This is a genomic window from Pseudomonas lalucatii, from assembly GCF_018398425.1.
GTDB classification, from domain to species: domain Bacteria; phylum Pseudomonadota; class Gammaproteobacteria; order Pseudomonadales; family Pseudomonadaceae; genus Aquipseudomonas; species Aquipseudomonas lalucatii.
In genome coordinates, this window is the sequence record NZ_JADPMV010000002.1 from 271,030 (window position 1) to 291,396 (window position 20,367).

The 20,367-nt window shown below is 65.4% G+C and carries 18 protein-coding genes; 11 read left to right on the top strand and 7 right to left on the bottom strand.

What is annotated here, in order from left to right:
• Nucleotides 1-84: 84 nt before the first annotated feature.
• The 5 genes from astA to I0D00_RS14565 form a co-directional block, all read right to left on the bottom strand.
• The gene (gene astA / locus I0D00_RS14545; RefSeq protein WP_213640556.1) at nt 85-1,101 is read right to left on the bottom strand and encodes an arginine N-succinyltransferase; all 1,017 of its coding nucleotides are present in this window, start codon (nt 1,099-1,101) and stop codon (nt 85-87) included.
• 9 nt (nt 1,102-1,110) lie between these two features.
• Nucleotides 1,111-2,127, bottom strand: coding sequence for an arginine/ornithine succinyltransferase subunit alpha (gene aruF, locus I0D00_RS14550; protein WP_213640557.1), 1,017 nt, complete (start codon nt 2,125-2,127; stop codon nt 1,111-1,113).
• 139 nt (nt 2,128-2,266) lie between these two features.
• Complete coding sequence (locus I0D00_RS14555; protein WP_213640558.1) at nt 2,267-3,487, bottom strand: aspartate aminotransferase family protein; 1,221 nt, start codon at nt 3,485-3,487, stop codon at nt 2,267-2,269.
• Nucleotides 3,488-3,773: 286 nt separating this feature from the next.
• Nucleotides 3,774-4,979, bottom strand: coding sequence for a patatin-like phospholipase family protein (locus tag I0D00_RS14560; RefSeq protein WP_213640559.1), 1,206 nt, complete (start codon nt 4,977-4,979; stop codon nt 3,774-3,776).
• Between the two features lie 70 nt (nt 4,980-5,049).
• On the bottom strand, nt 5,050-5,979 hold the full coding sequence (locus I0D00_RS14565; protein ID WP_213640560.1) for a lipid A biosynthesis lauroyl acyltransferase: 930 nt from the start codon (nt 5,977-5,979) through the stop codon (nt 5,050-5,052).
• Between the two features lie 150 nt (nt 5,980-6,129).
• Between I0D00_RS14565 and minC the strand changes: the two genes are divergently transcribed.
• The 7 genes from minC (at nt 6,130) to I0D00_RS14600 (ending at nt 10,381) form a co-directional block, all read left to right on the top strand.
• Nucleotides 6,130-6,855: a septum site-determining protein MinC gene (gene minC, locus I0D00_RS14570; RefSeq protein ID WP_213640561.1), complete on the top strand. Its 726-nt coding sequence runs from the start codon at nt 6,130-6,132 to the stop codon at nt 6,853-6,855.
• 101 nt (nt 6,856-6,956) lie between these two features.
• Nucleotides 6,957-7,769: a septum site-determining protein MinD gene (gene minD / locus I0D00_RS14575; RefSeq protein ID WP_213640562.1), complete on the top strand. Its 813-nt coding sequence runs from the start codon at nt 6,957-6,959 to the stop codon at nt 7,767-7,769.
• Nucleotides 7,769-8,023 (top strand): cell division topological specificity factor MinE, encoded by a 255-nt coding sequence (gene minE, locus I0D00_RS14580; RefSeq protein ID WP_021443221.1) that lies wholly within the window; start codon nt 7,769-7,771, stop codon nt 8,021-8,023. Before minD ends, minE begins: the two co-directional genes overlap by 1 nt.
• A gap of 90 nt (nt 8,024-8,113) precedes the next feature.
• Nucleotides 8,114-8,749 carry an RluA family pseudouridine synthase gene (locus tag I0D00_RS14585; protein ID WP_213640563.1) on the top strand — a complete coding sequence of 212 codons (636 nt, stop codon included), beginning with the start codon at nt 8,114-8,116 and terminating at the stop codon, nt 8,747-8,749.
• 185 nt (nt 8,750-8,934) lie between these two features.
• Nucleotides 8,935-9,387 carry an Hsp20/alpha crystallin family protein gene (locus I0D00_RS14590; RefSeq protein ID WP_213640564.1) on the top strand — a complete coding sequence of 151 codons (453 nt, stop codon included), beginning with the start codon at nt 8,935-8,937 and terminating at the stop codon, nt 9,385-9,387.
• A 30-nt stretch (nt 9,388-9,417) separates the two neighbouring features.
• The gene (locus tag I0D00_RS14595) at nt 9,418-9,795 is read left to right on the top strand and encodes an Hsp20/alpha crystallin family protein (protein ID WP_213640565.1); all 378 of its coding nucleotides are present in this window, start codon (nt 9,418-9,420) and stop codon (nt 9,793-9,795) included.
• 67 nt (nt 9,796-9,862) lie between these two features.
• Entirely contained in the window at nt 9,863-10,381 is a 519-nt protein-coding gene (locus tag I0D00_RS14600; RefSeq protein ID WP_213640566.1) for an Hsp20/alpha crystallin family protein, read from the top strand.
• A gap of 14 nt (nt 10,382-10,395) precedes the next feature.
• On the opposite strand, the gene I0D00_RS14605 is transcribed toward I0D00_RS14600, so the two are convergent.
• Nucleotides 10,396-12,006 (bottom strand): ATP-binding protein, encoded by a 1,611-nt coding sequence (locus I0D00_RS14605; RefSeq protein ID WP_213640567.1) that lies wholly within the window; start codon nt 12,004-12,006, stop codon nt 10,396-10,398.
• Complete coding sequence (locus I0D00_RS14610; RefSeq protein ID WP_213640568.1) at nt 12,003-12,725, bottom strand: response regulator; 723 nt, start codon at nt 12,723-12,725, stop codon at nt 12,003-12,005. The genes I0D00_RS14605 and I0D00_RS14610 overlap by 4 nt, the downstream gene beginning before the upstream one ends.
• 755 nt (nt 12,726-13,480) lie before the next feature.
• Here I0D00_RS14610 and I0D00_RS14615 point away from each other — a divergent pair.
• The 4 genes from I0D00_RS14615 to I0D00_RS14630 all read left to right on the top strand — a co-directional run bounded on the left by I0D00_RS14615 (nt 13,481) and on the right by I0D00_RS14630 (nt 20,192).
• Nucleotides 13,481-16,384 carry a ribonucleoside-diphosphate reductase subunit alpha gene (locus I0D00_RS14615; RefSeq protein WP_213640569.1) on the top strand — a complete coding sequence of 968 codons (2,904 nt, stop codon included), beginning with the start codon at nt 13,481-13,483 and terminating at the stop codon, nt 16,382-16,384.
• A gap of 299 nt (nt 16,385-16,683) precedes the next feature.
• Nucleotides 16,684-17,934: a ribonucleotide-diphosphate reductase subunit beta gene (locus tag I0D00_RS14620; protein ID WP_213640570.1), complete on the top strand. Its 1,251-nt coding sequence runs from the start codon at nt 16,684-16,686 to the stop codon at nt 17,932-17,934.
• 116 nt (nt 17,935-18,050) lie between these two features.
• Entirely contained in the window at nt 18,051-19,439 is a 1,389-nt protein-coding gene (locus I0D00_RS14625) for a hypothetical protein (protein ID WP_213640571.1), read from the top strand.
• Nucleotides 19,440-19,784: 345 nt separating this feature from the next.
• Nucleotides 19,785-20,192: an NUDIX hydrolase gene (locus tag I0D00_RS14630; protein WP_213641789.1), complete on the top strand. Its 408-nt coding sequence runs from the start codon at nt 19,785-19,787 to the stop codon at nt 20,190-20,192.
• Nucleotides 20,193-20,367 lie beyond the last annotated feature (175 nt).

Genomic DNA, 20,367 nt, shown 5'->3' on the forward strand with positions numbered 1-20,367 from the left:
TCACTCCCAGCAATTGCAGCATCCGCCTGTTGGCGGCTGCCTTGTTCGAGCGCGGTGCCGGCCCTGCCGGGCGCCGCACAATCCTCAACCGCGGGCCGACAGCGGCACGGCACGGACCTGATCGCCGGCGGCCAGCTGCAGGCGCTTGGCGGTCAGCGGATCGACCACCAGGGTGCCGGCGGCCAGGCGCGCCGGCGCGGCGGTGATGCGGCAGTCTGCGCACTTGCGGTTGTGAATCAGGTAAGGCGTGGCGTCTTCGCCCGGCGTGCCGACGGCCAGGACCAGCGTCTGGCTGTCGCGCACCGCACGGATCTTCGCGGTCTCCGCCTCGATGGCCGGGCCGGCGTCGAAGATGTCGACATAGCCCTGGTAGCTGAAACCCTCGCCCTTGAGCATCGTCAGGGCCGGCTCGGTATCGGGGTGGACACGGCCGATCACCGCCCGCGCCTCCTCCGAGAGGAAGCAGGTGTAGAGCGGGAACTTGGGCATCAGCTCGGCGATGAAGGCCTTGTTGCCGACGCCGGTGAGGTAGTCGGCCTGACTGAACTCCATCTTGAAGAAGTGCCGGCCGAGGCTCTCCCAGAACGGCGAACGGCCGTTGTCGTCGGACATCCCGCGCATCTCGGCGATCACCTTGTCGCCGAACAGCTCGCGGAACTCGGCGATGAACAGGAAGCGCGCCTTGGACAGCAGGCGGCCGTTCAAGCCGCTGCGGTGTGCGGCATGCAGGAACAGCGAGCACAGCTCGGAATTGCCGGTCAGGTCGTTGGCCAGGAACAGGGTGGGGATCTGCCGATGGATGTGCAGCTCCTGGGAGGCGCTGACGGTCAGGCCGACCCGGTAGTTGTACCAGGGCTCGCGCAGGCCGACGGCACCGGCCACCGCGGAGATGCCGACGACCTGGCCGGCATCGTCCTCGAGCACGAACAGGTAGTCGGCGTCGCCCGGCACGGCGTCGCCACGGAAGGCCTTCTCCGCCCAGCCGACGCGGTGCGCCAGGCGCTCCTCGTTGGCCGGCAGGGTGGTCAGGCCGGCGCCGGTGCTGCGCGCCAGGTCGATCAACGCCGGAAGATCGGCACTGCGTACGGGACGAACGATCATGCTGACTCCTTAAACCGCGACCAGACGCACGCTGGCGCCTTCACCGACGCCCAGCGCATCGGCGGTTTCCACACTAAGGGTGACCGGCTTGCCCGGCACCCAGTCGAGTTCCGCGACCAGGGCGCGGAAGTCCTGCAACTGGCCGTTGCACACCAGGTAGGCACGGCCGCCCCCGCCCGGCTCGCCGATGCGCACCGGCGCCGTGCGGCTCTGGGCGATGGAGCGAATCCCCGAGGTGCGCGCATGCAGGGTCGGGCCACCGTCGAAGATGTCGATGTAGTTGTCGGTCTCGAAACCCTCGCGCATGAGGATGTCGAAGGTCACCTGGGCGCGCGGATGCACCTGGCCCATGGCCTCCTGCGCCGCATCGGGCAACAGCGGCACGTAGATCGGGTAGTTGGGCATCAGCTCGGCGAGGAAGGTGCGGCTCTTCAGGCCGCAGAGGCGCTCGGCCTCGGTGTAGTTCATGTCGAAGAAGTTGCGCCCCACCGCGTCCCAGAACGGCGAATCGCCGGCCTCGTCGCTGTGGCCGACTATCTCCACCACCATGGCATCGGCGAAACGCTCCGGATGGCTGGCGACGAACAGCAGGCGCCCGCGCGAGTTGAGCTCCGACCAGACGCCGCCGACCAGCGGCCGGTCGATATAGAAGCTGGTCAGCAGGCTGTTGCCGGTGAGGTCATGGCACAGCGACAGCACATGGATCTTGTTGTGGATCTTCAGCTCGCGGGAGTTGTGCACGAAGGTTTCGTTGCGAAAGCTGTAGAACGGCTCGCTATAGCCCGCCGAGGCGACGATGCCGGAGCAGCCGACCAGCTTGCCGGTGCTGCTGTCCTCGAGCACGAAGAAATAGCTCTCTTCGCCGTTGAAGCTGACTTCCGCGGCGAAGGACGCCTCGGAGGCGGCGATCTTGTCGCGCAGGCGCGCGGCGTCGTCCGGCAGCGAAGTCACACCAACCGGGCTGTCCGCGGCGAGACGCTGCACTTCAGTGAGGTCGGCCATTTGCGCGGGTCGCATCACCAGCATGGTGTCACTCCTTCTAAGAAAAGCTCCGGACCGCTCGCGCGAGCTGCCCAGAGAAACCGCGGCACGGGCCGCGGCACACAAGAGACGGTCATCCCTGGTTTCGCTCCGCCCCGTCCATGGGGCGGAAAACACGCCTGGCTCAGGCCTGGGTCAGCTTGGCCAGCGCACGCTCGAAACGCGCCAGGCCCTCGTCGATATCGGCATCCTCGACCACCAGGCTCGGCGCGAAACGCACCACATCCGGACCGGCCTGCAGGACCATCACGCCCTCCGCCGCGGCGGCATCGAGGATCACCTTGGCCTTGCCCTTCCAGGCCTCGTCGAGCACGCAGCCGAGCAGCAGGCCGAGCCCGCGCACCTGGCTGAACACGCCATACTGCTCGCCGACCTGCTGCAGCTTGCGGGTGAAGCGCTGCTGCTTGGCCTTGACGCCCTCGAGCACCTGCGGCGTGTTGATCACGTCGAGGACTGCCTCGGCCACCGCACAGGCCAGCGGGTTGCCGCCATAGGTGGTGCCGTGGGTGCCGACCGCCAGGTGCTTGGCCAGCGCGCTGGTGGTGAGCATGGCGCCGATGGGGAAGCCGCCGCCCAGGCTCTTGGCGCTGGAGAGGATGTCCGGGGTCACGCCGTAGTGCTGGTAGGTGAACAGCGAGCCACTGCGGCCCATGCCGCTCTGCACCTCGTCGAACACCAGCAGCGCGTCGTGCTGGTCGCACAGCTGGCGCGCGCCCTCCAGATAGGCCTGGTCGGCCGGCAGCACGCCGCCCTCGCCCTGGATAGGCTCCAGCACCACGGCGCAGGTCTTGTCGGAAATGGCCGCCTTCAGCGCCTCCAGGTCGTTGTAGGGGACATGGCTGATGCCCTGGATCTTCGGCCCGAAGCCGTCGGAGTACTTCGGCTGGCCGCCGACGCTGACGGTGAACAGGGTGCGGCCGTGGAAGCTGTTGGTCGCCGCGATGATCTCGTGCTTCTCCGGGCCGAAGCGGTCGTGGGCGACGCGACGGGCCAGCTTGAAGGCGGCCTCGTTGGCCTCGGCGCCGGAGTTGCAGAAGAACACCCGTTCGGCGAAGGTGGCGTCGATCAGCTTCTTCGCCAGGCGCAGGGCCGGCTCGTTGGTGAACACATTGGAGATGTGCCACAGGGTGTTGGCCTGCTCGGTCAGTGCCTCCACCAGGGCCGGGTGGCAATGGCCCAGGGCATTGACGGCGATGCCGCCGGCGAAGTCGATCAGCTCGCGACCCGCTTGATCCCAGACTCGCGAACCCTCGCCGCGCACTGGAACGAAGGCGGCGGGGGCATAGTTGGGCACCATCACTTGGTCGAAATCGGCGCGCTGCACCGGGTCGTGCTGAACAGACATGACATTCTCCTGAACTAGGAACACCTGCATGGGTCGGCAGGCGATGGGGAGGATTGTAGGGATTGATCCGGGGGCGGCATTGCCGCCATGCGACAACTTCTTATAGCGCCACCCCGGGAAAATCCGACGCTTACGAAAATGCGACAGAAAGCGTCGGGAAGGCGCAGTTTAAACGCAGTTCGCCGCATTGGCGCACGCCCCGGGCAATTTCCCCACAACATGACCGGCAGGTTTTCGCCGGCGTGCGGAGCAGGGCCGGCCCCTCGTCGCGCCACGCCCGGCGCGCCTAGACGGGCGCCGGCGCGGCCTGCTGCAGCACGGACGGGCGGCTGAGATTGAGGAACTCGTTGAGCTCGAGCTTCTGCGCCATCGCGTCCTGGTAACCCAGCTCGATCAGCTCGCTGCAATAGCCGGACTCGAACAGCAGGTAGCTGAGCACCCCGGCGCCGCTGACCTTGGTCGCCCCCGGCCCGCGCAGGAACAGGCGCAGCGCGGCCGGCAGCTCGTGGCGGTGGCGCGCGGCGATGTCGTCCACCGACTGGCTCGGCGAGATCACCAGCACCTCCACCGGCTTCAGCCCCGCCCCCCGCGGCCGCTCCTCGGGCGGCACCAGGCGGCTGAGCAGGTTGATCCGCTCGAGCAGCTCGATATCGCCCTCCAGGCTGTCGATGAAGGTGCTGTTGAGCATGTGGCCGCCGATTTGCGCCAGGGTCGGCGGCTTGACGTCGTGGGGCCGCACCACCGCACTGTTGGCGTCCTCGCCCTGGGGATTGCCGCTGACCCCGATCACCAGCACCCGACTGGCGCCCAGATGCAGGGCCGGACTGATCGGCGCCGACTGGCGCACGGCGCCATCGCCGAAGTACTCACGATTGATCCGCACCGGGGGGAACACCAGGGGGATCGAAGCGCTGGCCAACAGGTGCTGCAGCGCCAGCCGGGTCGGCACGCCGACCCGGCGATGGCGGAACCAGGGGTCGATGGTGGCGCGCCCCTGATAGAAGGTCACCGCCTGGCCGGTCTCGTAGCCGAACGCCGTCACCGCCACCGCGCGCAGGCGCCGCCGGCGCACCGCCGCGGCGATCCCGGAGAAGTCCAGCTCGCGGGCGAGCAACTCTCCCAGCGGCGAGCTGTCGAGCAGTGCCACCGGCACCTGCCCCCCGAGGCCGAGCAGGCTGTGACCGACGAAGCGCGTGGCCTGGCGCAGCACCCCCGGCCAGTCGCTGCGGTACACCTGATGGGTATGAAAGCCCTGCCAGACCTCGGTCAGGCGGCGGATCGCCTCGCCGAAATGCAGGGCGCCGCAGGCCAGGCTGACCGCGTTGATGGCCCCGGCGGAGGTGCCGACTATGACCGGGAAAGGGTTGTGCTCGGCACTGGGCAGCAGATCGGCGATCGCCGCCAGCACCCCCACCTGATAGGCCGCCCGGGCGCCGCCGCCGGAGAGAATCAACCCGGTCACTGGCTGGCTGGGGGGGGCGAAGTGCGTCATGGGCCGGTTTCCGAGGTTTCTAGCTAGGCAGTATAGAGAGCGGCGCGGCACCCGCGCGACGCGCGCACCACTAGGCGCGATGCTTGCTGTACAGCTTGGCCTCGCCCGCCGGACGCGTCTTGAAGCGCCGATGCGCCCACAGGTACTGCTCGGGGCAGGCACTGACCGCCTGCTCGATCCACTGGTTGATGCGCAGGCAGTCGGCCTCCTCGCTGTCCCCGGGGAAATCCGCCAGTGGCGGATGCACCACCACCCTGTAGCCCGAGCCGTCGGCCAGGCGCTCCTGGGTGAAGGGGATCACCCGCGCCCGCCCCAGGCGGGCGAACTTGCTGGTCGCGGTGACGGTGGCGGCCGGCACGCCGAACAGCGGCACGAAGATGCTGCGCTGGGCGCCGTAGTCCTGATCCGGCGCATACCAGACCACGCCGCCGGAGCGCAGCAGCTTGAGCATGCCACGCACATCGTCGCGCTCGATCACCCCGAGCAAGCGCTGTTCGCGACCCCGGCGCTGGACATAGTCGAACAGCGGATTCTTGTGCGGCCGGTACATGCCGTACATGTCCTGGCGCATGCCGAGCAGGCCGCCGCCCATCTCCAGGGTGGTGAAGTGCAGGGCCATGAGGATCACCCCCTGACCGTCCGCCGCGGCCTGCTGCAGGTGTTCCAGCCCCTCGATGGTACCCAGCCGGCGCAGGCGTGCCGGCGGCCACCACCAGCTGACCGCCATCTCGAAGAAGGTCATGCCGGTGGAGGCGAAGTTCTCCCGCAACAGGCGTTCGCGCGCGGCAGCCGACAGCCGGGGAAAGCACAGCTCCAGGTTGCGCGCGGCGATCTGCCGGCGCGAGCGCGCCAGCCGATACATCAGGGCGCCCAGCCAGCGCCCCAGGCGCATCAGCACCGGGTACGGCAGCAGCGACACCAGCCACAGCAGCCCGAGCCCCAGCCACAGCGGCCAGAAACGCGGATGAAGGAAGTAGCCACGAAACACTGGACGATCCATGAACGATCCCGCACAACACATAAAGCCGGACATTCTACCAGCAGTTGGCCGATGCCTTGGCCGCTTGCGACCCACCGAGCTTCTCGCTATAAGTCCCCGGCAACCTACGCGACCCGCCCCCTCCTTCTATACAGGCGCATCAGGCAGACCATGAGCCAAGCCGATCTACTCGACCAAGACCCCGTGTTCCAGCTCAAGGGCAGCATGCTCGCCATCACCGTGCTGGAGCTGGCGCACAACGACCTGGAGCGCCTCGATCAGCAGCTGATGGAAAAGGTCGCCCAGGCGCCGCAGTTCTTCAGCAACACGCCGCTGGTGCTGGCCCTGGACAAGCTGCCGGACGGCGAAGGCGACCTCGACCTCGCCGCACTGATGGGCCTGTGCCGCAAGCACGGCCTGCGCACCCTGGCGCTGCGCGCCAGCCGGGCCGACGACATCGCCGCCGCCGACGCTCTGGACCTGCCGGTGCTGCCCCCTTCCGGCGCCCGCGAGCGCCAGCTCGAACTGACGCCCAAACCGCCGGAAAAACCGGCCGAGCCGGAACTCAAGCCGACCAAGATCGTCACAACCCCGGTACGCGGCGGCCAGCAGGTCTATGCCCAGGGCGGCGACCTGATCGTCCTGGCACCGGTCAGCGCCGGCGCCGAGCTGCTCGCCGACGGCAATATCCACGTCTACGCCCCCATGCGCGGCCGCGCCCTGGCCGGCATCAAGGGCAACACCCAGGCGCGGATTTTCTGCCAGCAGATGGGCGCCGAACTGCTGTCGATCGCCGGCCACTACAAGGTCGCCGAGGACCTGCGCCGCGATCCGCTGTGGGGCGATGCGGTGCATGTCAGCCTGTCGGGTGACGTGTTGAACATCACCCGCCTTTAACGGATACTGCGGCCAATTTTCAAGGACACCAAAGGGCATCCGGACGCCTCGCGCGGCCGCCAGATTCCCGCTTTTATCTTCACATTTTGGGGTGAATCACCTTGGCCAAGATCCTCGTAGTCACGTCCGGCAAGGGTGGCGTGGGCAAAACCACCACCAGCGCCGCCATCGGTACCGGCCTCGCCCTGCGCGGGCACAAGACTGTCATCGTCGACTTCGACGTCGGCCTGCGCAACCTCGACCTGATCATGGGTTGCGAGCGCCGCGTGGTGTACGACTTCGTCAACGTGGTCAACGGCGAAGCGACCCTGACCCAGGCGCTGATCAAGGACAAGCGCCTGGAGAACCTCTACGTGCTGGCCGCCAGCCAGACCCGCGACAAGGACGCCCTGACCCTGGAGGGCGTGGAGAAGGTCATCAACGAGCTGTCGCAGAACTTCGAGTACGTGGTCTGCGACTCCCCGGCCGGCATCGAGAAGGGCGCCCACCTGGCCATGTACTTCGCCGACGAGGCGATAGTCGTGACCAACCCGGAAGTCTCCTCGGTGCGCGACTCCGACCGCATGCTCGGCCTGCTGGCGAGCAAGTCGCGCCGCGCCGAGAAGGGCGAGGAGCCGATCAGGGAGCACCTGCTGCTGACCCGCTACAACCCGGAGCGCGTGACCAAGGGCGAGATGCTCGGCGTGGAAGACGTCGAGGAGATCCTCGCCATTCGCCTGCTCGGCGTGATCCCCGAGTCGCAGGCGGTACTCAAGGCCTCCAACCAGGGGGTACCGGTGATTCTCGACGACCAGAGCGACGCCGGCCAGGCGTACAGCGATGCCGTCGACCGCCTGCTCGGCAAGGAAGTGGCGCATCGCTTCCTCGACGTGCAGAAGAAAGGATTCATGCAACGCCTGTTCGGAGCCCGCTGATGAATATTTTCGACTTCTTTCGTGAGCGCAAGAAGGAAACGCCCGCCTCCATCGCGAAAGAGCGCCTGCAGATCATCGTCGCCCACGAGCGCGGCCAACGCAGCCAGCCGGACTACCTGCCGGCCCTGCAGCAGGAGCTGGTCGAGGTGATCCGCAAGTACGTCAATATCGACTCGGACCAGGTCCAGGTCGCCCTGGAGAACCAGGGCAGCTGCTCGATCCTCGAGCTCAATATCACCCTGCCGGATCGCTGATCCGCGCACCCCGGAGCCGGCGAACCGGCCCCGGACACTCCTGCCCCATCGGCGACCTCGGTCGCCGATGGCGTTTTCCGGACCGCCACCATGCCCCTCAGCCAGATTGAAATCCTTCACCAGGACGCCGCCCTGCTGGTGATCAACAAGCCCACCCTGCTGCTCTCGGTGCCCGGCCGCGCCGAAGACAACCGCGATTGCCTGGTCACCCGCCTGCAGGAAAACGGCTACCCGGAGGCACGCATCGTCCACCGCCTGGACTGGGAGACCTCGGGCATCATCGTCCTGGCCCGCGACGCCGACAGCCACCGCGAGCTGTCCCGGCAGTTCCACGACCGCGAGACCGAGAAGGCCTACACCGCGCTGTGCTGGGGCCAGCCCGAGGCGGACAGCGGCAGCATCGACCTGCCGCTGCGCTACGACCCGCCGACCAAGCCGCGCCACGTGGTCGACTTCGAGCAGGGCAAGCACGCCCTGACCCACTGGCGCGTGCTGGAGCGCTGCGGCGACCACTGCCGCGTCGAGCTGACGCCGATCACCGGTCGCTCGCACCAGCTGCGCGTGCACATGCTCTCCATCGGCCACCCGCTGCTCGGCGACCGCCTCTATGCCCACGAGCAGGCCCTGGCCGCCTTTGATCGCCTGTGCCTGCACGCCAGCATGCTGGCGCTGACCCACCCGCACAGCGGCGAACGCCTGCGCTTCACCTGCCCCGCCCCGTTCTGAGCGGCTCGGCCGGGCGCCATGCGCCCGGCGAACATAATCTGCCGGCATAAGTCATTCGGCATTGCTCTAAGCGGCCACCTTGAAGATCCAGGGCCGCGCCAACATATTTCTGCCGACGGGGCTTGAGGCCTCGGCCTTAAGCACCGCAAACGAATCTCTGGTCACTCCAACCAAGGAGGTTTGCGATGTACGAGTCCCTTCTCAACTTCCCCGGCGGCCTGCTCGCCGAGTTCGAACGCCTGCAACGCGAATTGCAGCAGGACTATGCCAGCCTCGGCCGGCCGGGCAGCATCCGCGCGGTCGCCAGCGGCGCCTTCCCGGCACTCAACGTCGGCAGCACGGCGTCGACCATCGAGGTCTACGCCTTCGCCCCGGGGATCGACCCGAGCACGCTCGACGTACAGATCGATCACGGCCTGCTGACCATCGCCGGCGCGCGCGAGAGCGACCAACCCGGCGACAACGGCAGCCTGTCGGTCTACGCCAACGAACGCTTCAGCGGGCGCTTCAAGCGCACCCTGAGCCTGTCCGAGGACGCCGACCCGGACAGGGTCGAGGCGCTCTACCGCGACGGCGTGCTGCATATCAAGGTGGCGCGGCGCGAGTCGGCCCAGCCCAAGCGCATCAGCGTCCAGTAACCATTCAGGCAGTGATAGGAGGAAGCCACGATGAGCGACAAGAAAAGCGTGAGCCGCCCCGAGCGTGCCGAAGAGCCCCAGACCCTGCTGCCGCGGGTGGACGTGTTCGAGGACAAGGACGGCATCCTGCTACTCGCCGACCTGCCCGGCGTGCCCAAGGACAAGCTCGACCTGAGGGTCGACAACGACACCCTGACCCTCGAAGGCGAGATCGCCGCCAGCACGCCGAAGGACATGGAGGCGATCTATGCCGAAGTGCGCATGGCGCGCTACCGGCGCGCCTTCGCCCTGAGCAGCGAGCTGGATACCGCGCGGATCGACGCGCAACTGCGCGACGGCGTGCTGAAGCTGCGGATTCCCAAGCACGCCCACGCGCAACCACGCAAGATCGAAGTCAAGCTAGCCTGAACAGCCGCGACGGCCGGGCCGGCCTGCTCAGCCAGGCACCCGGCCGGTCGCGGCCCGGAGGTCTTAGATGGACAGACTCAATGAACTGAAACAGGGCCTGGAGGACACCTGGCACTCCCTCGGCGAGGGCTGGCGCCAGGTACTCGACCGCGCCAGCGGTGCCCTGACCCGCTTCACCCCGGCCAGCCGCAACAGGCACGACGAGGATGCCGCGGCGCCCGCCCGTGGCGCCAACGGCGATTTCCCCTCGAGCAACTGGGCGCTGCTGGCCGGCGACCTGTACGAGGACGCCGACAAGTTCGTCGTGCGCCTGGAGGTCCCGGGCCTGAACAAGCAGGACCTGGATGTCGAGGTGCGCAGCGACGTGCTGGTGGTGCGCGGCGAGAAGCGTTACGAGCAGGAATCGACCAGCGGTCGCTACCGCATCCGCCAGTGCGCCTTCGGCAGCTTTCACCGCAGCATTCCGCTGCCGCTGCCGGTGATCGCCGACAGGACCGCGGCCAGCTACCGTAACGGCGTGCTGCGCATCGAGCTGCCCAAGGCCGAGCACGCCCGCGGCCGGCGCATCGAGGTGCGCGTCGACTGAACCCGCCGGCGCCGCTACTCGGTGCCCTGGCGGCGCGGCCAGATCAGGCTGAAGCGGGCGCCGCCGAGGGCCTCGCTGCGGCCGATCTGCGCCCGGCCGCCGTGCCAGTAGATGATCCGCCGCACGATCGACAGCCCCAGGCCATGGCCTCCCGAGGCGCGGGTGCGGCTGTCGTCCAGGCGCAGGAAGGGCTTGAACAGGCGCTCCCAGGCGGATTCCGGCACGCCCGGGCCATCGTCCTCGACGTCCAGGCGGCAGCGCTGGTGACCGATCCGGTAGCTCAGGCGCACCCGCGACTCGGCATGGCGCATGGCGTTGCTCACCAGGTTCTGCAGGGCCCGATGCAGGTAGCGCGGCTCGCCTTCGACCCGCGCGCCACCACCGTCCGCCGCATCCACCACCGGCCCGCGCTCGACTCGCACCTCGGCGCGCAGCGGCGCCAGCTCGGCGATCACCTGGTCGATCAGCGCGCCCAGGTCGACCGTCTGGAAGTTCAGCGCCGGCGCCCCCTGCTCCAGCCGGGCATAGGTCAGCATCTCGTCGACCAGCTTGTCGAGATCCTGGATGTCGCTGTCCATGCCCTCCATGTACTTGCGCCGCGCCGCCTCACTCTCGGCATCGCCGATCATCTCCAGGCCGAAGCGCAGTCGCGCCACCGGCGTGCGCAACTCGTGGGACACCGCCCGCACCAGCTCGCGCTGGGTGCTCAGCGAGCGCTGCAGGTGCTCGGCCATGGCGTTGAAGGCATTCGCCAGGCGCCCCACCGCATCGCCGCCGTGGGCCGGCACCCGGGCCTCCAGGCGACCGCTGGCCAGCTGCGTGGCGGCACCCTCGAGGGCCCGCAGGCGCTGCTCCAGCGGCCGCACCAGCAGGTAGAGCATCAGGCCGATCAGGCTCAGGCCGAGCGCGCCGATCAGCACCAGCAGCTGCGGCGGATAGAGGTCCATCTGGTACAGCGGGCCGATCTCCAGCACCCAGTCGGTATCGATGATGCCGGAGAACACGTGGATGCTGTCGCCCCCCTTGCCCAGGGCCATCACCGTGTCGCCCTCGTCCACCCGTCGGCGCTGGTCGACATCCAGGTTGGCCTGTTCCAGGCGCACCAGCCGCAGGTCGAAGCCGAACTGCTTGGCCGCCTTCAGCTCGGCCAGGCGCTGCGGCTGCTCCGCCTCGGGGAAGCGCACCAGCTCGTCGATCAGCAGGTAGATGGTGGCGCGCGCCAGCTGCTCGCTGACCTGCTGCACCTCGCCGGTCAACAGCACGCCCTGCGCCTCGCTGACCAGGCTGTAGACCTGCGCCGCATGGGGGCCGGTCTGCTTCACCAGCACCTGGCCGCGCAGCAGGCGCTTGCGCGCGCCGCTGTCGAGCCGGGCCTCGTCCAGGGCCTGGACGCTCAGCGGAATGCCCAGCAGCCGCGCCCACACCGCCATGGCCCGCCGCCGCTCGACCTCGGCCATGGGCTGCAGGTTGTCGGCCATCAGCCGGAAGGTGCCGCTGGCCAGGCGCTCGCGGTACTGGTCGGCGCGCACCTCGTTGAGCAGCTGCAGGGTGCCGACGCCGAGCAGCGCCACCAGGACCAGCACCGCCAACATGCCGGCGTAGATGCGCAGGAAGATGGAGTTCATAGCAGCGCTTCGGCGGCCTCGGCAACGAACAGGTAGCCCTTGCTGCGCACCGTCTTGATCATGCGCGGGTGCATCGGATCGTCACCGATCTTCGGCCGGATGCGCGAGATGCGCACGTCGATGGAGCGGTCCTGGCCGTCGTATTCGATGCCGCGCAGGGCGGTGAAGATCTCCTCCCGCGAGAGAATCCGCCCGGCATTGGCGGTGAGCAGCCAGAGCAGGTCGAATTCGGCGCTGGTCAGCTCGATGCCCTGCCCGCCCAGCCAGGCCTCGCGCATCGCGCTGTCGATCACCAGCGGGCCGAACTCCAGGCGCCGCGGCTCCTGGGCCGCGCCCGGCGCGCTGCCCTCGTGGCGCCGCAGCAGGGCGCGCACCCGGGCCAGCAACACCCGCGGGCGCACCGGCTTGCACACGTAGTCGTCGGCGCCCATCTCCAGGCCGAGCACCTGATCCATGTCGTCGGTGCGCGCGGTGAGCATCAGGATCGGCCCCTGGTAACCGCCGCGCACCTTGCGGCAGATCGACAGGCCGTCCTCGCCGGGCAGCATCAGGTCGAGGATCACCAGATCCGGCTGCTCCTTGAGGATGCGCGCCGCCGCCCGCGCGCCGTCGGCCTCGATGGCCACCGCCAGGCCATTGCCCTGCAGATAATCGCGCGTCAACTCGGCCAGACGCTGATCGTCCTCGACGATCAGGATATGCCATGCCTCTCGCTCCACTGCTGCCTCCCAAGGACAGATCAACCAGGCTGAAACAGACCGGCATTGTAGCAACGCCGGGGCCGCAGGCGACGGCCTAATGAGGGCCGCGCCAGGCGGTGCGGCGGGCCTGCACAGCGCAGGCCAATAATCAAGGGAAAAACCTACATCTTGTGTTTGCGTGACGGGGTGAAAATACCGCGCGGAAGCCGGCCGAAATCCACCGCCAGCACGACGAACGGTATCGATGGGACAACCCCAGCTACCACGGGGCCTGGCGAAACTTACCCCAAGATAACCCACAGATTTATCCACAGCCGGCGAAATCTTGTCGGCTTGCCTTCCCCCAGACACCGCACTATCTTGTATCCCCAGCGCGCCAAACACCTACATGTTGGGTTTTTGGCAACAGACGACACAAGCACATTTGCACCAGAAAGGTCTAGACCGAGAACAACAACAGTGCAGGTGAATGCTCCTGCCGCCGCCGCGGCAGCAACAAGGCCGACCGCCCTTCCCCCCCTGGCTCCAGTGCCGGGCGGGTCCCCAGAAAGGCGAGACCCCTTGCGCATCAACCACTACATATAGTAGTGCCGACGACGGTCGACACTAGACTCTTGAGCCAGGAAGGCGCTCTAGTCGTGCCCTCCCAGCCCAGTTTGCAAGTCCCGTGCGCCCGGCCCATGGCCTGCGCATGGCGTTGTTGAAATGGAATGAACGGCGGGTACGCCAGGCATAGCGCCCAACTAACAGATTTTCACAGCACGGAGACCTTCATGCATACCGACACCACTCGCGAGAACCCGCAGGCCCCAGCGCCGCAGGCCGCCGATGCCAGCCAGGACCTGAGCGCCACCGCGCCCGGCCAGCTGCGTGTGATCAAGCGTAACGGCACCGTGGTGCCCTACACCGACGACAAGATCACCGTCGCCATCACCAAGGCCTTTCTCGCCGTGGAAGGCGGCACCGCCGCCGCCTCGTCGCGCATCCATGACACCGTCGCGCGCCTGACCGAGCAGGTCACCGCCACCTTCAAGCGCCGCATGCCGTCGGGCGGCACCATCCACATCGAGGAGATCCAGGACCAGGTCGAACTGGCCCTGATGCGCGCCGGCGAGCAGAAGGTCGCCCGCGACTACGTGATCTACCGCGAAGCCCAGGCCACCAAGCGCAAGAATGCCAGCGCCGGCGAAATCGCCCAGCCGCACCCGAGCATCCGCGTCACCGCCGCCGACGGCAGCGTCGCACCGCTGGACATGGGCCGCCTGCAGACCATCATCCGCGAAGCCTGCGAGGGCCTGGCCGAGGTCGACGGCGCGCTGATCGAGCGCGAGACCCTGAAGAACCTCTACGACGGCGTGGCCGAGAAGGACGTCAACACCGCCCTGGTGATGACCGCCCGCACCCTGGTCGAGCGCGAGCCGAACTACAGCTACGTCACCGCCCGCCTGCTGATGGACAACATCCGCGCCGAAGGCCTGGGTTTCCTCGGCGTGGCCACCAGCGCCACCCACCACGAGATGGCCGAGCTGTACGCCAAGGCCCTGCCGGCCTATGTCGAGAAAGGCGTGGAGTTCGAGCTGATCGACCCGAAACTCAAAGGCTACGACCTGGCCAAGCTGGGCGCCGCCATCGATCACGAGCGCGACCAGCAGTTCACCTACCTGGGCCTGCAGACCCTGTACGACCGCTACTTCATCCACAAGGACGGCGTGCGCTTCGAACTGCCGCAGATCTTCTTTATGCGCGTGGCCATGGGCCTGGCCATCGAGGAGCAGCACAAGGAAGAGCGCGCCATCGAGTTCTACAACCTGCTGTCCTCGTTCGACTACATGTCGTCCACCCCGACCCTGTTCAACGCCGGCACCCTGCGGCCGCAGCTGTCCAGCTGCTACCTGACCACCGTGCCGGACGACCTCTCGGGCATCTACAGCGCCATCCACGACAACGCCATGCTCTCCAAGTTTGCCGGCGGCCTGGGCAACGACTGGACCCCGGTGCGCGCGCTGGGCTCCTACATCAAGGGCACCAACGGCAAGAGCCAGGGCGTCGTGCCCTTCCTCAAGGTGGTCAACGACACCGCCGTGGCGGTCAACCAGGGCGGCAAGCGCAAGGGCGCAGTCTGTGCCTACCTGGAAACCTGGCACATGGACATCGAGGAGTTCATCGAGCTGCGCAAGAACACCGGTGACGACCGTCGCCGCACCCACGACATGAACACCGCCAACTGGATCCCGGACCTGTTCATGAAGCGCGTGTTCGACGACGGCCCCTGGACCCTGTTCAGCCCCAGCGAAGTACCGGACCTGCACGACCTCACCGGCAAGGCCTTCGAGGAGCGCTACGAGTACTACGAAGCCCTGTGCGAATACGGCAAGATCAAGCTGTTCAAGACCATCCAGGCCAAGGACCTGTGGCGCAAGATGCTCTCGATGCTGTTCGAGACCGGCCACCCCTGGCTGACCTTCAAGGACCCGTGCAACCTGCGCAGCCCGCAGCAGCACGTCGGCGTGGTGCACAGCTCGAACCTGTGCACCGAGATCACCTTGAACACCAACAAGGACGAGATCGCCGTGTGCAACCTGGGCTCGGTCAACCTGCCGAACCACATCGTCGACGGCAAGCTCGACCGCGAGAAGCTGGCGAAGACCGTGAAGACCGCGGTGCGCATGCTCGATAACGTCATCGACATCAACTACTACTCGGTGCCGCAGGCGAAGAACTCCAACTTCAAGCACCGTCCGGTGGGCCTGGGCATCATGGGCTTCCAGGACGCCCTGTACCTGCAGCACATCCCCTACGGCTCCGATGCCGCGGTGGACTTCGCCGACAAGTCGATGGAAGCGGTCAGCTACTACGCCATCCAGGCGTCCTGCGACCTGGCCGACGAGCGCGGCGCCTACGAGACCTTCCAGGGCTCGCTGTGGAGCAAGGGCATCCTGCCGCTGGACTCCCAGCAGATCCTCATCGAGGCCCGCGGGCAGAAGTACATCGACGTCGACCTGAGCGAGTCCCTGGACTGGGCCCCGCTGCGCGCGCGGGTACAGAAGGGCATCCGCAACTCCAACATCATGGCCATCGCGCCGACCGCGACCATCGCCAACATCACCGGCGTGTCGCAGTCGATCGAGCCGACCTACCAGAACCTCTACGTGAAGTCGAACCTCTCCGGCGAGTTCACCGTGATCAACCCCTACCTGGTGCGCGACCTCAAGGCCCGCGGCCTGTGGGACTCGGTGATGATCAACGACCTGAAGTACTACGACGGTTCGGTGCAGCAGATCGAGCGCATCCCCCAGGAGCTCAAGGACCTGTACGCCACCGCCTTCGAGGTGGAGACCAAGTGGATCGTCGACGCCGCCAGCCGTCGCCAGAAGTGGATCGACCAGGCCCAGTCGCTGAACCTGTACATCGCCGGCGCATCCGGTAAAAAACTGGACGTGACCTACCGCATGGCCTGGTACCGCGGCCTGAAGACCACCTACTACCTCCGTGCCCTGGCCGCCACCAGCACCGAGAAGTCGACCATCAACACCGGCAAGCTCAACGCCGTGTCCAGCGGCGGAGGCGACGGCCTCGCCGCCGCGCCGGCCAAGGCCCCGGAGCAGGCCGCACCGGCGCCGGCACCCGTGCCGAAGGCCTGTGCCATCGACGAGCCGGACTGCGAAGCCTGCCAGTAAGTGACAGGTGACGCGCGGATCTGAGCGGCGCCCGCGTCGTTGCCCGGCAGGTCGGACCCCATCACGTACGGACGTACGCTCAGGGGTTCCAACCTGCCAGGCGCCTAGCGCTCACTCGCTCAGCTTCACGCTCGAATTGTTGAGGGTTCGCCGACAGGCGAATCCGGCCAGAGGCGCAGACCTCCGCCAGACGACCACAGGTCGCCTGGCGCCTAGCGTGCACGACGCAACCGACTAGTATTTAACTGTATATCCATACAGGCCGGTCATTTCACCGGCCCTCAAGCAGGAGCCAAGCCATGCTGAGCTGGGATGAATTCGACAAGGAAGACGGCAGCGACGCCGCCGTCGCCAATCAGGCCGCGGCGCCAGGCGCCGAGATGAACCTGGACAAGCTCGACCAGGCCGGCGACGCCGCCGCCCACGAAGCCCGCGCCGTGGCCGCCGACGACAGCGCCGCGGTGGCCCGGGCCAAGGCCGCCCTCGACCAACTGGACATCCAGGAAGGCCTCGACGAGCTGGAAGGCTCCGCCGCCCGCGTCGCGGTCGACGAGAAGCGCATGATCAACTGCCGCGCCGACCTCAACCAGCTCGTACCCTTCAAGTACGACTGGGCCTGGCAGAAGTACCTGGATGGTTGCGCCAACCACTGGATGCCCCAGGAAGTGAACATGAACGCGGACATCGCGTTGTGGAAGAGCACCGACGGCCTGACCGACGACGAGCGCCGCATCGTCATGCGCAACCTCGGCTTCTTCTCCACCGCCGACTCCCTGGTCGCCAACAACCTGGCCCTGGCCGTGTACCGCCTGATCACCAACCCCGAGTGCCGCCAGTACATCCTGCGCCAGGCCTTCGAGGAGGCGATCCACACCCACGCCTACCAGTACTGCATCGAGTCCTTAGGGATGGACGAAGGCGAGATCTTCAACATGTACCACGAGATCCCCAGCGTGGCGAAGAAGGCCAGCTGGGGCCTGAAGTACACCCGCGCCATCTCCGACCCGACCTTCAACACCGGCACCGTGGAGACCGACAAGGAACTGCTGCGCAACCTGATCGCCTACTACTGCGTGCTCGAAGGCGTGTTCTTCTACTGCGGCTTCACCCAGATCCTCTCCATGGGCCGGCGCAACAAGATGACCGGCGTCGCCGAGCAGTTCCAGTACATCCTGCGCGACGAGTCCATGCACCTGAACTTCGGCATCGACGTGATCAACCAGATCAAGATCGAGAACCCGCACCTGTGGGATGCGGCGATGAAGGACGAAGCCACCCAGATGATCCTCCAGGGCACCCAGCTGGAGATCGAATACGCCCGCGACACCATGCCCCGCGGCGTGCTGGGCATGAACGCGGCGATGATGGAGGACTACCTCAAGTTCATCGCCAATCGCCGCCTGACCCAGATCGGCCTGAAGGAAGAGTACCCGGGCACCTCCAACCCCTTCCCATGGATGAGCGAGATCATGGACCTGAAGAAGGAGAAGAACTTCTTCGAGACGCGAGTGATCGAGTATCAGACCGGTGGGGCGTTGAGCTGGGATTGATGCCTGGGTCAAGACCGTTAGGACAGATTAGAAACGCTTTGCCTGAGAATGGATGTTCGGGGTAGCGAGAGAAACTCGAACCCCGCCTAGTGCGGGGTTTTTTCTTAAGGGTACACATGAATATTAATTTGCCGTCTAGATATGAAGACTTAGACACTGCATACAAGGGGCGACTCGCCCCCAACCAAGATCTTATTACCTTGGTTGATCGCGCTTATAAATCAATGAAAATCTCTGGAGGCATCCGCTTTTTACCATTATTTGGAGAGAGCGGCTCGGGAAAAAGCTCAGCTTCCAGAGAGCTATCTACTCACATGCCCTCTGTGATTAGCACCGTTCTAGAAAGACCTGAAATTGAAACATTTGAGGCCTTAGTTGAGAAGATAAAATTCCTCAACAAAACAGAGCCCAACAAGCTAATTGTTGCAGTCATAGATCAATATGAAGAAAACGTTCAAGGCAAAGAGCGAATCCCAACACAATTTGTCGAACACTTAAGTCTTCTAGACAGAGGCGACTGCAAAAACATACCTGTCGTCTTCATTTGGCTTACTACTAGCGAGCAATTCAGAGACATGCTCGCCGCCGCCACATCTAGAAACAAAAGAATACTAATATCAAATAATTTCGAAATAAAAGGCCCAGACTCTAAGAGCTGGGCACGGATAATCGAGGAAACCTTCTCCTTCCACAACATGGAGAAGCCGCTCTCCGATTATCAAATAATTCGTGACGATATTGAAGAACTAGCCATTCGCAGCAGCACAATTGGAGAGACCATTGAGAAAGTCGCCGAAAAACTTGGCGAAGGAATTGATGGCTTACAAAATCTATCCGAATACCAAGTAACACTACTCTGGCCAGTCAGTGATGGCCTGCGAAATCAACGCGTAATGCAATTTTCGAAACCCAGAGACGAATATCGACTCAACTGGGAAGCCTGGTATATCGAACTCAACGATGAGGATAAGAGAACCTTGCCTCTCCACGAGCTGAATAGAGCAAGGCTATATTTTGACTTCCGAGTAATCCCTATTCGCGCCGCCGACCTACACAAGCTCTGCCTAGAACTTGATCGAGATGACAGACCACTTGCCAAGACATTTCTTGATCGATTCAAGAACACTCATTTCTTTCACATAGTCTCTGGCAATTGGCAAAATTACGCCTATGCACCTGTAAGAGAAAGAGAATCCAAGCGATCAGACGACGCCCATGCGTGGTACGAAACAGTTACCAGCACCCCCACAGCTTTAGGGAAACGCATCGCAAAAATAATAACGAGTTGCGGCCTAGCCGCAAAACACGAAGTAGACATCAAAACAATATATTCAAGCGTTCGCGCTGATATCTATATTGAAAACACTGAAGCAAACAAGCTCAAAAGAATCATTGAACTAAAAGCTTTTTCAGCAGAAAACACCATGCCCTCTACGATCAAGGAGCAAATAAAAATCACCCTAAGAAGGCACGCACAACTGGCAGGTTTTCTACAAAGGCAATAACTAGAGCAAGCAAAAATAGGGACAGATTTATTTTCTAAACCAATGCGCTGAACGAGATCTCCCCTTTCGCCCTTACGGCGAGTCACTTTCTCTTCTGATCGTTCCCACGCTCCGCGTGGGAACGCAGCCCTCGACGCTCTGCGTCCACCCGAAGTCTTGCGCACACTCCGCCTCCGTAGCGACGCAGAGCGCCACGGGCTAGGCTCCCACGCGGAGCGTGGGTGCCATCAACTCGGCCAAGCTGGGCGCCGCGATCAAGCGAGCCCGTAGGATGGGTCGAGCCCAGCGATACCCATCAACGCACCAACAGCCATGCTCGCCACCATGACCAAGCATAATCCCCCCATGACGCCCACCCTCCTCACCATCTCCGCCGCCTGCCTGTTCGACGAGGCCGGCCGTCTTTTGCTGGTGCGCAAGCGCGATACACGGGCCTTTATGTTGCCGGGCGGCAAGGCCGAGCCGGGCGAGGACGCCTTGGCGGCGCTGACGCGAGAGCTGGCCGAGGAGCTGAACCTGAGTCTGGCCGCCGAAAGCCTTCGCCCCCTCGGTCGGTTCCGCGCACTGGCGGCCAACGAGCCGGACACCTGGATCGAGGCGAGCGTATTTCACGCCCCACTGCCCCACGCCGTCGAGGCGGCCGCCGAACTGGAAGAGCTGCTTTGGCTGGCGCCCCAGGACACACCGCCCGAGAGCCTGGCGCCGCTGCTGCGCGAGCAGGTGCTGCCGCTGTTGTGGCCGCTTGAAGGCTGACGGCGAGCGCTTCCGCGGTCCGCATCACCCGGCCAGCCTGGTGGAGTTCTACATTATTGACCCAGCCCGCAGGAGGGGTTGGGCACAGCGATACCCATTGAGCAGGTGGGCAACCATGAAGATCCAAGGGGCCTTGACCCCTCCCCATCTACCACCTACCCTCACCGCCGGCGCC

Excerpts from the sequence above, each read along its gene's own strand:
- I0D00_RS14565 (WP_213640560.1), bottom strand. The coding sequence starts at position 5,979 with ATGGATCGTCCAGTGTTTCGTGGCTACTTCCTTCATCCGCGTTTCTGG.
- I0D00_RS14625 (WP_213640571.1), top strand. The coding sequence starts at position 18,051 with ATGAATATTAATTTGCCGTCTAGATATGAAGACTTAGACACTGCATAC.
- I0D00_RS14600 (WP_213640566.1), top strand. The coding sequence starts at position 9,863 with ATGGACAGACTCAATGAACTGAAACAGGGCCTGGAGGACACCTGGCAC.
- I0D00_RS14585 (WP_213640563.1), top strand. The coding sequence starts at position 8,114 with ATGCCCCTCAGCCAGATTGAAATCCTTCACCAGGACGCCGCCCTGCTG.
- I0D00_RS14560 (WP_213640559.1), bottom strand. The coding sequence starts at position 4,979 with ATGACGCACTTCGCCCCCCCCAGCCAGCCAGTGACCGGGTTGATTCTC.
- I0D00_RS14605 (WP_213640567.1), bottom strand. The coding sequence starts at position 12,006 with ATGAACTCCATCTTCCTGCGCATCTACGCCGGCATGTTGGCGGTGCTG.
- aruF (WP_213640557.1), bottom strand. The coding sequence starts at position 2,127 with ATGCTGGTGATGCGACCCGCGCAAATGGCCGACCTCACTGAAGTGCAG.
- I0D00_RS14620 (WP_213640570.1), top strand. The coding sequence starts at position 16,684 with ATGCTGAGCTGGGATGAATTCGACAAGGAAGACGGCAGCGACGCCGCC.
- I0D00_RS14555 (WP_213640558.1), bottom strand. The coding sequence starts at position 3,487 with ATGTCTGTTCAGCACGACCCGGTGCAGCGCGCCGATTTCGACCAAGTG.
- minE (WP_021443221.1), top strand. The coding sequence starts at position 7,769 with ATGAATATTTTCGACTTCTTTCGTGAGCGCAAGAAGGAAACGCCCGCC.
- I0D00_RS14590 (WP_213640564.1), top strand. The coding sequence starts at position 8,935 with ATGTACGAGTCCCTTCTCAACTTCCCCGGCGGCCTGCTCGCCGAGTTC.
- minC (WP_213640561.1), top strand. The coding sequence starts at position 6,130 with ATGAGCCAAGCCGATCTACTCGACCAAGACCCCGTGTTCCAGCTCAAG.
- I0D00_RS14615 (WP_213640569.1), top strand. The coding sequence starts at position 13,481 with ATGCATACCGACACCACTCGCGAGAACCCGCAGGCCCCAGCGCCGCAG.
- astA (WP_213640556.1), bottom strand. The coding sequence starts at position 1,101 with ATGATCGTTCGTCCCGTACGCAGTGCCGATCTTCCGGCGTTGATCGAC.
- I0D00_RS14595 (WP_213640565.1), top strand. The coding sequence starts at position 9,418 with ATGAGCGACAAGAAAAGCGTGAGCCGCCCCGAGCGTGCCGAAGAGCCC.
- I0D00_RS14630 (WP_213641789.1), top strand. The coding sequence starts at position 19,785 with ATGACGCCCACCCTCCTCACCATCTCCGCCGCCTGCCTGTTCGACGAG.